This window comes from Novosphingobium sp. BL-A-41-Hi4B-X5A, from assembly GCF_055521705.1.
This window is the reverse complement of record NZ_CM145500.1, coordinates 2863532-2878324: the sequence shown is the minus strand read 5'-3', so window position 1 is coordinate 2878324 and position 14793 is coordinate 2863532. Positions and strand designations below refer to the sequence as shown.

The following is a 14793-nucleotide window of genomic DNA, read 5'->3' as shown; positions in this document are numbered from 1 at the left end:
TACTCTAGCCGCCACGGGACCGGCGGAAGCCTGCAGCCTGGGCCTCTGCCTCGGTGCAGAAGAGCCGCTCGGGGCGCGTGCCGTCATAATAGTTCATGCCGGGCAGGTAGTAGATGTATTCGCCGTTACGCTGGCTGACGTTGCCCTTGATGGCGCAGCCGAAGGCGTTGCGATAGACTTGGGCCCCGCTCGCCCGCGTGGATCGGGCTGCCCCTTGCGCTTTTGGGCTGACGCTGGCCGCGATACGGGCCTGGGGATGGGCCTTCCTCCAGTCTGATGGCGAATCGAAAGTGCCACCCCAGATGCCGGCCTTCGTGGTCTTCACGCCCTGTTCCAATTCAAGATACGGCGCGTCGCCGGGGCTGTTTTCGATGGCAACGGCAAACCCGGCGGCGACCATGGCTTCGGACAGGTCCCGTTCGGAGATCATGCACTCGCCAATCGCAAAGCCCTGTGCGTTCTGGCCGCGGACCCTGCATTTCACCTCGCCCCCCTGCAGCAGCAAGCCGAGATGACGCTTCGCCTCTGCGCCACAGTCCCAGTTCGTTTCGCCGCGCGCGCATTTCTGGCCGAGTTCGGGGGCATCGATTGCGAACAGGCGGATGCGCTGGCCGGTCATGTCGATCGTGTCGCCATCCAATGCCGTGGCATTGCCGCTGATGATCTGCGCGGCAGCGGGGAGCGGGATCGTGGCAAGCAGCAGGGCAAGGAAGGCACGCAAAGGGAATTCTCCTGAACGGGGCAGGCCATCCCTTTGCGCAAGGCAGGTTAGGATTTGGTTTGCGCCTGCAGGGCCTCGAGCGCTTCGAATTGCGATTGCAGCGCGCGCTGGCGGGCATTGGCGCGAGCAAGGCTGCGGCGCTTTTGCCCAAGTTGTGCGCGTGTCCTGCGCCAGACCGCCAGGCTTTCGAACCATTGCGCGATGAACTCAAAAAGGCCGCTGCCGCGCAGACGCATGGGGGCGTGCGAGCGCGGCAGCGGGGTGGGTTCGGCCACGGTTGCGGAGGCTGTGGCCGAAAGGGGTTGAGGCAAGGTTTCGGGGACTTCGGGCTCCAGCGCCAGCGCGCGGTCGAGCAGGTCGATCGTGGTCATGGGTGCTGGCGGCTCCACTGGCGGGGGAGCGGCTGAGGTTGCCGCCACCGTTTGCACGGCCCCGGTGCTACTGCGCCGTTGCGGCTTGCTGCGGGTGGTCTTTCTGGCGGATGGCGGGCGGCGTTTGACGCTCTTGCCCTTGGCGACCTTGGAGGGCTTCTTCGGTGCGGGTGGGACCGGCGCTTCCGGCCACGGGATGCTGGCGATGACCGCGCCGCGCGGAGCGGGAAGGATCAGGTGCTGCGGAAATGCCGGCGGATCTGGCTGGCGCAGAAGGAACGAGGGTTCCCGCCGCCCCCGCGCAGACATTGGCGCCAGAGGCACTTTCCCCTTCGGTGATGCCCCACCCTTCGGTGAAGCCCTTCCCTTCGATGACGCCCTGCCACTGGTTGAAATCTTCGGAGGACGAGGACGCGAGGCTACGCGATTGCGGACTGTGTGCATGGCAGTTCCCCCAGACGAGGTTCCTTGCCGATGGATGCTGACACAATGCGACTCGGGTGCGAACGGGAGATGGATCGGAAACCGAACGGTCTGCGTTTTTCCTAACGAAATACGCATTCAAGCGGCGCGCAATTACGTAGCGGATGGCCAGAAACGGCAACGGCCCGGCGTGCTGATGCGCGCCGGGCCGTCCGAAATCCGGCTCTTGCGAACCGGATCAATCCGAAATGGAGATCAGCCTTCGGCCTTCTTCTTCGGCGCAGCCTTCTTCTTCGGAGCAGGCGCTTCCTCAGCGGCGGCTTCGGCAGCAGGTGCTTCATCAGCCGCCTTCTTCTTGGGAGCGGCCTTCTTCTTCGGCGCTTCCTCGGCAGCCGGAGCAGAAGCTTCCTCGGCCGGAGCTTCGTCCTTGGCAGCCTTCTTCTTGGCCGGAGCCTTCTTCGCGGCCTTGGCCGGGGCAGCAGCAGCGCCTTCCTCGGCCTCGATCGCGGCCTGCAGCTCTTCCTTGGTCACTTCGCGCTCGGTGACTTCGGCCTTGTCGAACAGGAAGTCGACGACCTTGTCCTCATAGAGCGGCGCGCGCAGCTGGGCGGCGGCAAGCGGTTCCGAACGCACGTAGTCGACGAAGCGCTGGCGGTCCTGCTCGCGATACTGCTGGGCAGCCTGACGGATCAGCATTTCCATTTCCTGCGAGGAAACGGTCACGCCATTGGCCTGGCCGATTTCCGACAGGAGCAGGCCGAGGCGCACGCGGCGTTCGGCGATCTTGCGGTAGTCGTCCTTCTCGGCCTCGATTTCCTTCAAGGCCTCTTCCGGGTTCTCTTCGTTCTGGGCTTCCTGCTGAAGCTGGGCCCAGATCTGCTCGAACTCTGCATCGACCATCGAAGGCGGCACGGCGAAGTCGTGACCGGCGGCAAGCTGATCAAGCAGCGCGCGCTTCATCTGGGTACGGGTCAGGCCGGCAGTTTCCTGCTCAAGCTGGCCGCGCAGCAGGGTCTTCAATTGCTCGAGGCTTTCGAGGCCGAGCATCTTGGCGAATTCGTCGTTGGCTTCGAACTCACCGGGGTTCTTCACCGCCTTGACCTTGATGTCGAAGGTGGCTTCCTTGCCCTTGAGGTTCTCGGCCGGGTAGTCTTCCGGGAAGGTCACGGTGATGACGGTTTCGTCACCGGCCTTCACGCCGACGAGCTGTTCCTCGAAGCCGGGGATGAAGCGGCCCGCGCCGAGTTCCAGCGGAGTGTCTTCGGCAGCGCCGCCTTCGAAGGCAACGCCATCGACCTTGCCGAGGAAGTCGATGATGATCTGGTCGCCGTCCTTGGCCTTCGCGCCCTTCTTGGCGTCGGTGAAGGACTTCTGGCCGGCGCCGATGCGGGCAACGGCTTCGTCGACTTCGGCTTCGGTGACGGGCACGGTCAGCTTCTCGAGCTTCAGGCCATCGAGCGCGGGCGCTTCGATCTGGGGCAGGACTTCCAGCTCGACGGTCAGCTGCGCGTCCTTGCCTTCGTCATAGCCTTCGCCGAGCGAGACGGCAGGCTGCATCGCAGGGCGCAGCTTGTTGTCGGCGACCAGCTTGTCCATCGCTTCGCGGATGGTGGTGTTCAGCGCTTCCTGGTGCAGCTGGGCGCCGTGCATCTTGCGCACGAGGTTGGCGGGCACCTTGCCGGGGCGGAAGCCGGGCATGCGCACCTGCGGCGCGATCTTCTTGACCTCACCTTCGACCCGGGCGGCAATATCGGCCGCGGGGATGGTGACGGTGTAGGCGCGCTTCAGGCCCTCGTTGGTGGTTTCGACGATCTGCATCCTGATCCAACTTTCATGTATGTCACGCGCATGCGCGGGAAAAGCTGACTCGGACGCCGGCGCGCGGACTGGTGCGGGCGAAGGGACTCGAACCCCCACATCTTGCGATGGCAGGACCTAAACCTGCTGCGTCTACCAGTTCCGCCACGCCCGCATCCGGCGAAAAGCGAGCGGTGCCCCTATCGCAGTGGCTGGAAAAGGGCAAGCGCCTTGGAATTACGGCGCGGAACAGTGTATGCTGGTCCGCGTTGGGGAAGAAAGCGCAAGCCTTTCAAAGGAGCCGCACGATGGCCACGACCCCCGATTCACCGCAGCCCGACCGAATCGAACCCCAGTCCCCGCCCGAAAGCCCGCCAGTGATCGAACCGGACGGCGTGCCGCCCGTCATCCAGCCCGACGAGACGCCAGTGGTGGAACCCGATCAGGTGCAACCGGGCGCGCCGCAGGAAGTGCCAGCGCCGCCGGATTGATCACGGCCCTCAAAGTGTAGCTGGTTGCGAGATATTGTCGGAACAAAGCGCACCCATGCCCTGCCTGCTTACCAACTTTACGGCCCTGTTGGCGCATCCACGGCAGCTCACTTTGGCGGATGTGATCCCGACAGTCGGATTGAAGCTGTAAGTGGTAGTTATCAAACCAGTATCGCTAAGACAGGTAACGTTGAAAGAATTTTCAGCACCGGATCGTTCGCAATCGAAGCGATCTTTCTTCCAGCGCTCCCGGCTGGAAATATCACGAGGGACAATCAGACCGACGCCCCAAATTAGAAAATACCCATCATCCGAATATCCGCCGAGTTCGCCGATGAGGTATTGTCGATCGTCTTCCGTTTCTGGCCTTAGAGGACCAGCGGTCAAGGAGTGATCCGCGCTCCGGTATTCAACCCAGTAGCGCGAGTCTTCGTATCTCGCGGTATAATCACCCTTGCAGAACTGCGGAGCTTTGGTCTGGGCGCAACCTGCAAGCGTCACTGACACAGAGATCACGGCGCCCTGCACAAGCCTCGCCATTTCAGGATGTCGAGATCGACGCAGGACATTCAGCAGGTCGGTATGAGCCATGGCGAAGCCTCAGGACAACTAGGCTAGCAGTCTCATCAGCGTGCCCCAAAAGCCCGAAGATTGGCTCGCCGCCCCGATCTTGTCTGCAGACGCCCGAGGGATGTCCCCCCCACACTCCAGACAGTAAGCCCTGATCCCGCCGCCTTCCATCAGGCGCATCACGTCGGCCTGCATCCGCGCCAGCAGGCCCTGCTGCTGCGCGGCGAGTGCTCCAGCCAGATCATGTGCCCGCGCTTCTGGCGCTTCGCCGGTTTCCATCTGGCGGAGGAGCTGGGCGAAGGGGCTGGGTTCGTCGGCGATGTATTCGGCGTGGAAGGTTTCGGCCTTGGCCTGTTTGGCAACCCAGGCCACCGCATCGTCGAGGTCGCCGAACTGGTCGACGAGGCCGAGCTGGCGGGCGGTGCCGCCGTCCCAGATACGGCCCTGCGCAATCTTGTCTATGTCGGCAGGCGACTTGCCGCGCGCCTTGGCGACGAGGCCGAGGAAGCGGCCGTAGGTCTGTTCGACCTGGCCCTGCAGCAGCGCCTCGACCTGCGGGCTGAGGCCGCCGAGCAGGTCCGGCTGGCCCGAGAGCGGGGTGGTGCGGATCGAATCGGTGGTGACGCCATATTGCGGCAGCGTCTGTTCGAGCGTTGGCAGGACGGCGAAGACGCCGATCGAACCGGTGATCGTGCTCGGTTCGGCAAAGATGCGCTGGGCGGGCGTGGAGACCCAGTACCCGCCGCTGGCGGCAAGGCTGCCCATCGAGACGGCAACCGGCAGGCCCTTGGCCTTCACCCGCTCCACCGCCGCGCGGATGCGTTCCGAGGCCATGACCGAGCCGCCCGGCGAATCGACGCGCAGCACGAGGCCGGCGTAATCGTCGCTCTGCGTCACGCCATCAATCAGGTCGGCAATGCGATCGCCGCCAGCGGTGCCGGGGCCGGCATCGCCATCGACGATCTCGCCCGCGACGGTGACGACGGCGACGGCCTTGCCCTGCGAGGGAGCGGGCTTGTCGGCCAGATAGACCGGGAGTTCGGTGGCCTTGAAAGCGCCAAGCCCCTCTTCATCATCCGCACCGACGATCTGGGCCACGCGCTTTCCGAAAGCCACGCGGTCACCGATCTTGTCGACAAGGCCGGACTTGAGCGCGGCTTGTGCAGCGTCGTTTCCATTGTCGCGCACCCACTTGGCCGGGTCGGTGGTGGCGAGGGTCAGGTCTGCCTTGGGACGGGCCTTCTTCACCTCGTCCTGCCAGTTCTGCCACAGCGTGCCATAGACCGCCTGCATCGCCTCGCGCGCTTCGGGCGACATTTCGGCGCGGATGTACGGCTCGACCGCGCTCTTGTAGGTGCCGACCTTGAAGACGTGGACGTTGGCTTTCAGCTTGTCGATCAGCCCCTTGTAGAACAGCAGCGTGCCGCCCGGCCCGCTGATGGCAACGCCGCCCATGGGATCGACCCAGGCTTCGGACGAGTGCGCGGCAAGCTGCATCGCATCGTCGGTGTAGATCAGCGCGCGGACGAGGACCGGCTTCTTGGCCGCGCGCACCTTGTCCATCGCCGCGCCGATCTGGCTGAGGTGGACGGCGGACCCGCCGCCGAAAGCTTCGAGATCGAGCACGACGGCCTTGATGCGCTTGTCGTCAGCCGCAGCGGCAATGGCGCGGGATACGTCGCGCGCGGTGTATTCCGGCTCAGGCGTTTGCCCTGACAGCAATTGCGTGGGCGAAACCTCGCTCGCTTCTTCCACCACGCGGCCATCGAGCGGCAGGTACAGCGCACCTTCGCGGACCATGCCGGGGGCGGGCCGCAGCGTGAGGACGGTGTAGAGTCCTGCAAAGAACAGGAGCAGGAACAGCAGGACGAGACCGTCCTTGATGGCGACGAGGATCTTCCAGACCGATTTGGCAAAGCTCATGGGGCGCAGACTATTGTGGACGGCGGTGCAAAGCCAGCGGGAAACGGCTTGAGAATGGCGGGCCTGCCCTCTAGGGAACTGGCTTTAATGCAAAGCTCAACCCACCCCCAAGCGGGCCGCTATCCAGCGGGCGGCCTCGCCTACCCGCACCGTGACCTGACCGGCATCGGCCAGCTTGCGCGCCACGAGATCCTCTACCTCCTCGACGAGGCGGAGCAGTGGGTGGAGCTGAACCGCCAGCCGAAGAAGAAGACCGATCTGCTCAATGGTCTGACCATCATCAACGCCTTCTTCGAGAACTCGACGCGCACATTGCTGAGCTTCGAGATCGCCGGCAAGCGGCTGGGCGCGGACGTGGTCAACATGCATGCCGCCACGAGCAGCGTGAAGAAGGGCGAGACGCTGATCGATACGGCGATGACGCTGAACGCGATGCGCGCCGATGCCATCGTGATCCGCCATGCCAGCTCGGGCGCGGTGCGGCTGATTGCCGAGAAGGTCGATTGCCCGGTGCTCAATGCGGGCGACGGGCAGCACGAGCATCCGACGCAGGCGCTGCTCGATGCGCTGACGATGCGGCATGCGCTGGGGCTGCCGGTAGGGTCGGACCTCAACGGGCTGAAGGTGACGATCTGCGGCGATATCCTGCACAGCCGCGTGGCGCGGTCCAACATCCTCAGCATGACCGCACTGGGCGCCGACGTGCGCGTCTGCGCACCGCCTGCGCTGATGCCGGCGGAGATCGAGGCGATGGGCGTGACGCCGTTCTTCGATTTCGACGCGGCATTGAAGGGCGCCAACATCGTGATGATGCTGCGCCTGCAGCAGGAGCGCATGTCCGGCCAGTTCATCCCCTCGCCGCGCGAATACCGCCATCTTTATGGCCTGACGCCGGAGCGGCTGGCCAGGGCCGAGCCCGATGCCTTCGTGATGCACCCGGGGCCGATGAACCGCGGCGTAGAGATCGATTCGACCGTGGCTGACCACCCCACGCGCAGCCTGATCACGCGGCAGGTGGAAATGGGCGTGGCGATCCGCATGGCCTGCCTCGAAGTGCTGACCCGCCGGGCACGCGGTGTGCCGGGCTGGGAAGCGGAAGGAGTTCCGGCATGATCGCACAACCTCTGACAATCACTGGCGGGAAGCTGGTTCTGGGCTCGGGCGAGCCGGTTGCTGGCGCGCTGCGCTGCGAAGGCGGGGGGATCGTGGCTGTCGGCGATGTCACGCCGCAGGATGGCGACGAGGTTTTTGACGCAGGCGGCAAGCTGATCGCGCCGGGTCTGGTCGACCTTGGCGTCTTTGCTATCGACAAGCCCGCGTTCCACTTCGGCGGGATCACCCGGGCGGCGCTGATGCCTGATCAGGGGCCGGTGCTCGACCATCCGGCGCGGGTGCGCTTTGCCGCGCAGTCGGGCAAGCCGGACATGTGGGTTCATCCGCTGGCCGCAGCGACGCGCGGGCTTGAGGGCACGGAACTGGCCGAGCTGGCGCTGATGCGCGATGCCGGGGCCAAGGCGGTGGCGACGGGGCGCGGCTGGATCGCGGATTCGGGCGTGATGCTGCGGCTGCTGCGCTATTGCGCGATGCTCGGGCTGGTGGTCGTGACCCATGCCGAGGACGCAGGGATCACCGGCAGCGCCGTGGCGACGGCGGGCGACGTGGCAACGCGGCTGGGCCTGCCGAGCGCCCCTGCCGAGGCCGAGGCGCTGGCAGTGGCGCGCGACATCGCGCTGGCCGAGCTATCGGGCGCGCACGTCCATTTCCGGCAGGTGACGACGGCGCGCGCGCTCGATCTCGTGCGTGCGGCCAAGGCGCGCGGGGTCAAGGTGACGGCTGGGGTTACGCCCGCGCACTTCATCCTGTCGGACCTCGAACTCGTCGGCTTCCGCACCTTCTGCCGGATGTCGCCGCCGCTGCGGCAGGACGCGGATCGCAAGGCGGTGATCGCGGCGATTGGCGATGGCACGATCGACGTGATCTCGTCAGGCCACGATCCGCGCGGCCCGGAAGACAAGCGCCTGCCCTTTGCCGATGCCGAACCGGGCATGGCCGGGGCCGAAACGCTGCTGCCGCTGACGCTGACGCTGGTCCGCGATGGCGTGATCACCATGGCGCGCGCGTTCGAACTGCTCTGCGCCAATCCGGCGCGGCTGCTGGGCGTGGAGGCCGGGCGGCTCGAAACCGGCATGGAAGCGGATATCGCGGTGGTCGATGCCGCGCGTCCGTGGATCGTCAATTCCGACAAGATGGCAGCTGCGGCGGGCAATACCCCGTTCGACCGCCGTCCGGTCGAGGGCCGCGTGACTGCGCTGTTCAAGGGCGGCAAGCAGGTCAGCTGACGCGAGAAGGGCGCGAGACCCTTTGGTCCCGCGCCCCCCGCCCGCTCTCACACGGTAACTTTCGAAATTCAGCGCTTGGCCATGCGCGTTTCGGTCGGGCGCTGCTGGCCCGGCGTGGCGGGGCCATTGCCGCGCATCACGAGGCAGACGCCGCCGCGCGACTTGACCGAGCCGCACATCGAGCTGGCGGAGGCAAAGCCGCCGAAGCCGGCAGCCTGAACGCGCCAGAACTGCTTGCCGTTGACGCTGACCTGGGTGGTCACGTTGGTGAAGCCCCTCAGCGAAGGATTGCGCGAGGTGTAATGGCGCCAGGCGCGGCGCGCGCCCTCGGGCGTTGCGAACGAGCCGAGCTGGACGAGATGAGTGCCAGCCTTTGCAGGAGTCGCGACGGGCCTTGCGGCGACTGGTGCCTTGCGCGCCGGAACGGTTGCGGGGCGAACATAGGCCTGTGCAGCAGCCGGTTGCGAGGCGGGCAGATCGATCAGGGCAAGCTGTGCCTGCTGCGATTGCGACGAGGAATCGGCAAGCGATGGTGCTGGTGCCTCAGGCTCAGTCGCGGGCAATTCCTTGACCGCAGCTTCCGCCAGGGCAGGAGCGGCGGCGACGGCCACGGCTTCCGGTCCCGCGCGGGTGGCAGCTTCTGCGGCCAGTTGTTCCGTCGCCGGGAAGTTCGCCAGTGCCAGCGCCTGCGGCTGGCCGGTGTCACCCCGCAGCGGCACGCCGAGCAGCCCGGCGACGCGATCGCGGGTGCGTTCGGAATAGCCCATCAGCGCCCACTGTTCCATGCGATCGCCAAGCTCGCTGGCCGGCACGTCCTGCGCGGCCATGGTGCGAGCTTCGCGCCACTGGCCGGACAGCGCATAAGCAAGCGCGAGGTTCTGGCGGACCTTGGGCGTGTTCTCACCACCGCGCAGTGCCTGGGCGAGGATCTGTGCGCCCTGCTGCGGCTGCCCGGCAAGCGCCAGCGCGAGGCCGTAGTCCGAAGCGGCAAGGCTGTCGCGATAGGAGTTCAGGGTGTCGATCGCTTCGGCATGGCGGCCGAGCGCGATATCGGCGAGCGCCAGGCTGAGCGCGGTGCGGCTCGAGTCTTCGCCGAGTTCCATGGAGTCGTCATAGGCCTGGCGCGCGGATTCGAAGCGGCCCGCCTTGAGGTAGGCATTGCCGAGCAGCACGCGGTAGGCGGCGTTGCGCGGATCGGCCAGCACGGCCTTTTCGGCATTGTCGATCGCGGCCGTCGTGGTGCCCTTGGCCAGCGCGGTCTGGGCCGACGATGCGTACTTGTCGGGGTGAGCGCCGCCGCTGGCGCAGCCGGTAAGGACGCCGGCGGCCAGCGCGGTGGACATCACCAGTCGAGCGGCGCGATTGGGTGCGAAGGCGGTGATCATGTCCATGGTCCCCTCAGGCGTCAGTTGCGCGTCACGGCGCGGCGGGCGAGGTCTTCAAGCCCGGGAAGTTCGGCGAGAAAGCGGTCGAGCGCCTCGGTCACCAGTTCCTGCGCGCTGCGATCTTCGAGCGTGCAGGCCAGGCGCAGGCGCATATGGCGGTAGTTGTCGAGGCGCAAAGTGAAGGCAGCCTTGCGGCCTTCCTGCAGCGCGGAGCGGACCGGCTTGCCGCCCTTCACACGGCTGCGCGCAATCTTGACCGACGCCACCGACGCAAATTCGCCGGGCTGGGCGGGCTTTGCGAAGGCGGCAACCTTCTCTGCCAGCGACTCGATCTGCTGGACGACAACCGGCTGCTCCATCTGGGCCGGGGCGGCGATCTCGGCGATGTCTTCGCCAAGGTCGTTCCAGCCCAGATCGTCCTGCGAGACGAACTGGCTCTGCTCTTCGTAGCTGATGGCCAGTTGCGGGCGCATGGCCGGACGGGCAGCGCCCTTGCGGGCGAGCAGGCTGGGCGAAAGCGAGGCGAGAGGCTTGGAAGCGCTCATGGGCCGCGCCTCCTCAGGAACCGACGACGCGGCGGCCGAAGCCACCTATCGGGCGCGGCGCGCCAGCCATCGGGATCGCGGCGGCCTGCTGCGGCACGGCAAAGACCGTGCGGCGGAAGTTCTTTTCGAGGCGCTCGGAAATGTAGGTCCACAAGGCAGCGACTTCTGCCGCCGACTTGCCGCCGGGATCGCATTCCATGACCGTGCGGCCATCGATCATCGAGGCGGCAAAATCGGTGCGGTGGTGCAGCGTGACCGGGGCCACCGTGCCGTGCTGCGAAAGCGCCACGGCAGCTTCCGAGGTGATGCGCGCCTTGGGCGTGGCGGCGTTGACAACGAAGATCAGCGGCTTGCCGGCGCGATCGCACAGGTCAACCGTGGCACCGACGGCGCGCAGGTCGTGCGGGCTGGGGCGGGTTGGCACGACGATCAGTTCCGCAACCGAGATCACCGACTGGATCGCCATGGTGATGGCCGGCGGCGTATCGATGACCGCGAGCTTGAAGCCCTGCTGGCGCAGGATCACGAGGTCGGAAGCAAGGCGGGCGACAGTTGTCTGGGCAAAGGCCGGAAATTCGGCCTCGCGCTCGTTCCACCAGTCGGAAAGGGAGCCTTGCGGGTCGATGTCGATCAGCACGACCGGCCCAGCTCCAGCGCGCTGGGCCTGGACGGCGAGGTGACCGGACAGCGTGGTCTTGCCCGATCCGCCTTTCTGCGATGCCAATGCCAGTACGCGCAAAGCCAAACCCCCTGATAGTCGCACCTCGCAATGATGCAGGCGCACGCCACGTTCTCTTCGCGTCCGGATTCGCAGATCGGACTGAAATTTCGGTTAACGTCGGCTCCATTCCGGAGACGGCCGACTGCGGATCTGGCATGAAGAACGTCGGGGCTTACGCGCTTTTCGGGCCACAGACCGTCGCTAAGACTTCGCTAACGCCTCGTTGACTATACCGCCCGCGCAGCAAGGCCGGGATCGCAACCGGGCACAGACCCGAACAGGGTGGCTGCGGGTTGCAGTAACGATCACGATGTGACTTTTCACTGGCATTTCACCGGGACGGACTTTGGCGACCATGAGAAACTTCGAGCGCATTTCCAGTCTGGCGATCACCGCTGCGGCAATGGCGCTTGCCGCCGCTGCGGCGATGGCGCTTGCCGCCGCTCCGGCACTGGCCGACACCAAGGCGGGCGTCGAGGCATGGTCGCGCGGGGAGCATGAAGCGGCGGTCAAGGAATGGCTTGGCCCTGCTGCCAGGGGCGATGCCGATGCGCAGTTCAACATGGGGCAGGCCTACAAGCTGGGCAAAGGCGTGCCGCAGGACCTGAAGCGGGCCGAAGCATGGTATCGCAAGGCCGCCGAACAGGGCCATATCAAGGCGTCCGACACGCTGGGGCTGTTGCTGTTCCAGGATAACCGCAAGGCCGAGGCCGCGCCCTTCCTGCAGGCATCGGCCGAACGCGGCGAACCGCGCGCAATGTACATCCTGGGCATTGCGCACTTCAACGGCGATACGGTGGGCAAGGACTGGGTTCGCGCCTATGCGCTGACCAGTCGCGCCTCGTCGAGCGGCCTCGAACAGGCGACGCGGGCGCTGTCGATGATGGACAACATGATCCCGCTGGAACAACGCCAACTTGGCGTATCGCTGGCGGCGGATCTTGAGCAGAAGGCACAGGCCAAGCGGTCCGAGCAGTTCGCGGCGGCCGATCTGGGTGCCAAGGCCATGCCGACCGCCCCGGTCCGTTCGAGCGTCCCGACGGGCTCGCTGGAGAAGGCAGACGTGCCTCCATCGGTCATCACTGCAGGCGCTGACTTTGCCAATCCAGTGCCGATGCCCGCCCCCAAGCGCGTGGTCGGCAGCAATGCCCCGGCAGCAAAGCCGGTCGCAGCCAAAGCATCATCGGGTGCGGTGCATATGGCGGAACTTCCGGCGGCAAAGCCGGTCGCCGCCAAGGCGCCGAAGCCTGCTGCCTCTGCTCCTGTTCCCCCTGCCCCACAGGCCAAAGGCAACTGGCGCGTCCAGCTGGGCGCATTCGGCGTCAAGGCCAACGCGGATGGGCTGTGGAGCAAGGTCAAGGGACGGCCTGAACTGGCAGGCCATGGCCGCATCGACCTTCCGTCCGGCTCGGTCACGCGCCTGCTTGCCGGGGGGTTTGCCGGACCGGCCGATGCAGACAAGGCTTGCGGCGCGCTCAAGGCTGGCGGCTTCACTTGCCTGGTGGTAAAGCCCTGATGGCTTGGCCGAGGATATACCCCCTACCCGCATAGAGGCGATAGATTTCCTGCGCGGCGTGGCCGTGCTGGGCATTCTGGCGATCAATGTCACCGGGTTCTGGGGGCCTTCGCTCGCAACCTTCTCGCCTGCGATTCCTCATGCCGAGCCTGCCGCGTACGGCTGGTTTGCCTTTGCCTTCGTGGTGTTCGAGGGCAAGATGCGGGCGCTGTTCAGCATGCTGTTCGGCGCCAGCATGGTGCTGTTTGCGCAAGCTGCCGAGCGCAAGGGTCTGGACCCTGACGCTGCACAAGTCCGGCGATTGCTGTGGCTCGCGCTGTTCGGCTACCTGCACTTCGCGCTGCTGTGGTGGGGCGACATCCTGTTTCTCTACGCGGTGTGCGGCTTGGCTGCGCTGCTGCTGCGCCGGCTGGAGCCGCGACAGCTGGTACTGATCGCCCTGCCCTTCTACGTGCTGGTTCACGTTATCGAAGCGCTGACCGCCCTGCCCGGCGTGATGGCGGATCAGCCAGCGCTGATGGGCCGCATTGCCGCATCGGTGGCCAGGGACACCGCCGTGCTGAACGCGGGGTTCCTGCAGGCGATCTGGCTCAAGCTGACCGACTCTCCCCTCCAGCCTCTGACCACGACGCTTTCGACCTTTACCGAAACGGTGCCGCTGATGCTGCTGGGCATGGCGATGGTGCGCGGCGGGTTCTTCACGGCCTGGACGCGCTGGCGGCTGGCGGTGCTGGCCGGGTCGGGCATCGTCATCGGTGGGGTGCCGACCGTTATGGCGGTGCGCTGGCTGGAAGGGCACGGCTGGCCACCGCAGGCGATGTTCCTGGCAATCGAGGACGGCATGGCCCTGCCGCACCTGCTGATGGCGCTGGGCTATGCCGCCTTGCTGGTGCTGATCTTCCCGACCGTGCGGCAGTGGCGGATCGGCAAGGCGCTGGCGGCGGCGGGGCGCTGTGCGTTCAGCAACTATCTTGGCACGACCGTGCTGATGACGGCGATTTTCTCTGGCTGGGGCCTTGGCCTTGGGCCGGAGCTGCCGCGCGTCTGGCTTCCGGCGTTCGTGCTGCTGGGATGGGCGGCGATGCTCCTCTGGCCGCAGTGGTGGCTGCGGCGCTTTGGGCAGGGACCGCTCGAGCGGCTGTGGCGGCGGCTGGCACTTCCCGCACGTTAACCACGATTGATAACCTGCCAGATGCCCGCCGTCCCGAGGCGGGACGCGGTGGGATCGGGACTCGCAAGCCCATGCGTTAATGCCTATTCCTTAACGGGAAAGGAGTGGCGCGAATGGCTGGGCAATCGGGTTGGTGGACGAAGCGCTGGGTGCGAATGCCATTGGGCGTGATTGCCACGGGCGCCGCTTCGCTGCTCGCCTTCCACGCTGGGCAGGACATCGCGCAAGTCGCATTTGGCAGCGGCACCGCAGAAGCCGCGCCTGCCATGGTACCCCCGCCCAAGCCGGTTCCCGCCGTGGCGCAAAAGCCGGTAGACGGGCCGTTCGTGGTCAAGTCGATCCTCCCGATCAACGAGCCGATTCGCTTCGGCAAGTTCTACTGGGACGAGACCCGCGCACCGGCATCGGGCAAGCTGGTGGTAACGGTGGACCTGACCGCGCGGGTCATCTCGGTATTCCGCGACGGGCACGAGATCGGCGCGGCGGCGATCCTCAAGGGTTATGGCGAGAAGCCGACGCCGACCGGCATTTTCCCGATCACCCAGAAGGATGCCGACCACGTCTCAAACATCTACGATGCGCCGATGCCGTGGATGATGCGGCTGACCAACGACGGTGTATCGATCCACGGCAGCAAGGTGGAAAAGGGCTATGCCACCAACGGCTGCATCGGCGTGCCCGATGCCTTCGCCGAAAAGCTGTTCCGCATCGCCTCGCTCGGCGACAAGGTGATCGTCACCGATGGCAAGACGATGCAGGTGGGCGACCCGATCCTGGCGGGTGAGCACGCGGGCTGAGGCAGGCCCACCCCCGCCCCCTC

The 14793-nt window shown here is 66.1% G+C and carries 14 protein-coding genes and 1 tRNA gene; 6 read left to right on the top strand and 9 right to left on the bottom strand.

Going from position 1 to position 14793, the window contains the following annotated elements:
• Positions 1-4 precede the first annotated feature (4 nt).
• The 4 genes from ACZ1JY_RS13965 to ACZ1JY_RS13950 form a co-directional block, all read right to left on the bottom strand.
• A complete protein-coding gene (locus tag ACZ1JY_RS13965) occupies positions 5-721 on the bottom strand; it encodes a thermonuclease family protein (RefSeq protein WP_465129687.1) in 717 nt (238 codons plus the stop codon).
• A 47-nt stretch (positions 722-768) separates the two neighbouring features.
• The gene (locus tag ACZ1JY_RS13960) at positions 769-1092 is read right to left on the bottom strand and encodes a hypothetical protein (protein WP_465129686.1); all 324 of its coding nucleotides are present in this window, start codon (positions 1090-1092) and stop codon (positions 769-771) included.
• 678 nt (positions 1093-1770) lie between these two features.
• Entirely contained in the window at positions 1771-3333 is a 1563-nt protein-coding gene (tig, locus tag ACZ1JY_RS13955) for a trigger factor (RefSeq protein WP_465129685.1), read from the bottom strand.
• 69 nt (positions 3334-3402) lie between these two features.
• Positions 3403-3487: transfer RNA gene (locus tag ACZ1JY_RS13950), tRNA-Leu, on the bottom strand.
• Positions 3488-3620: 133 nt separating this feature from the next.
• Between ACZ1JY_RS13950 and ACZ1JY_RS13945 the strand changes: the two genes are divergently transcribed.
• Positions 3621-3803 (top strand): hypothetical protein, encoded by a 183-nt coding sequence (locus tag ACZ1JY_RS13945; protein ID WP_082013422.1) that lies wholly within the window; start codon positions 3621-3623, stop codon positions 3801-3803.
• 9 nt (positions 3804-3812) lie between these two features.
• On the opposite strand, the gene ACZ1JY_RS13940 is transcribed toward ACZ1JY_RS13945, so the two are convergent.
• Entirely contained in the window at positions 3813-4394 is a 582-nt protein-coding gene (locus ACZ1JY_RS13940; protein ID WP_465129684.1) for a hypothetical protein, read from the bottom strand.
• Positions 4395-4412: 18 nt separating this feature from the next.
• A complete protein-coding gene (gene sppA / locus ACZ1JY_RS13935; RefSeq protein WP_465129683.1) occupies positions 4413-6296 on the bottom strand; it encodes a signal peptide peptidase SppA in 1884 nt (627 codons plus the stop codon).
• 87 nt (positions 6297-6383) lie between these two features.
• On the opposite strand from sppA, the gene ACZ1JY_RS13930 reads away from it, so the two are divergent.
• Both ACZ1JY_RS13930 and ACZ1JY_RS13925 read left to right on the top strand, forming a co-directional pair.
• Positions 6384-7409 (top strand): aspartate carbamoyltransferase catalytic subunit, encoded by a 1026-nt coding sequence (locus ACZ1JY_RS13930; protein ID WP_465129682.1) that lies wholly within the window; start codon positions 6384-6386, stop codon positions 7407-7409.
• The gene (locus ACZ1JY_RS13925) at positions 7406-8635 is read left to right on the top strand and encodes a dihydroorotase (RefSeq protein WP_465129681.1); all 1230 of its coding nucleotides are present in this window, start codon (positions 7406-7408) and stop codon (positions 8633-8635) included. Before ACZ1JY_RS13930 ends, ACZ1JY_RS13925 begins: the two co-directional genes overlap by 4 nt.
• A gap of 68 nt (positions 8636-8703) precedes the next feature.
• Here the strand turns inward: ACZ1JY_RS13925 and ACZ1JY_RS13920 are convergent, their stop codons facing one another.
• Genes ACZ1JY_RS13920 through ACZ1JY_RS13910 form a run of 3 tightly spaced genes read right to left on the bottom strand, consistent with a single transcriptional unit; the run spans position 8704 to position 11304 of the window.
• Entirely contained in the window at positions 8704-10020 is a 1317-nt protein-coding gene (locus ACZ1JY_RS13920) for an SPOR domain-containing protein (protein ID WP_465129680.1), read from the bottom strand.
• Between the two features lie 20 nt (positions 10021-10040).
• Positions 10041-10565, bottom strand: coding sequence for a hypothetical protein (locus tag ACZ1JY_RS13915; protein WP_118072364.1), 525 nt, complete (start codon positions 10563-10565; stop codon positions 10041-10043).
• 13 nt (positions 10566-10578) lie between these two features.
• Positions 10579-11304, bottom strand: coding sequence for an AAA family ATPase (locus ACZ1JY_RS13910; RefSeq protein WP_465129679.1), 726 nt, complete (start codon positions 11302-11304; stop codon positions 10579-10581).
• Positions 11305-11641: 337 nt separating this feature from the next.
• Here ACZ1JY_RS13910 and ACZ1JY_RS13905 point away from each other — a divergent pair, with 337 nt between their 5' ends.
• From ACZ1JY_RS13905 to ACZ1JY_RS13895, 3 genes are all read left to right on the top strand, one after another.
• Positions 11642-12802 (top strand): SPOR domain-containing protein, encoded by a 1161-nt coding sequence (locus ACZ1JY_RS13905; protein WP_465129678.1) that lies wholly within the window; start codon positions 11642-11644, stop codon positions 12800-12802.
• Between the two features lie 4 nt (positions 12803-12806).
• Complete coding sequence (locus tag ACZ1JY_RS13900; RefSeq protein ID WP_465129677.1) at positions 12807-13973, top strand: DUF418 domain-containing protein; 1167 nt, start codon at positions 12807-12809, stop codon at positions 13971-13973.
• A gap of 113 nt (positions 13974-14086) precedes the next feature.
• A complete protein-coding gene (locus tag ACZ1JY_RS13895; protein WP_465129676.1) occupies positions 14087-14770 on the top strand; it encodes a L,D-transpeptidase family protein in 684 nt (227 codons plus the stop codon).
• Positions 14771-14793 lie beyond the last annotated feature (23 nt).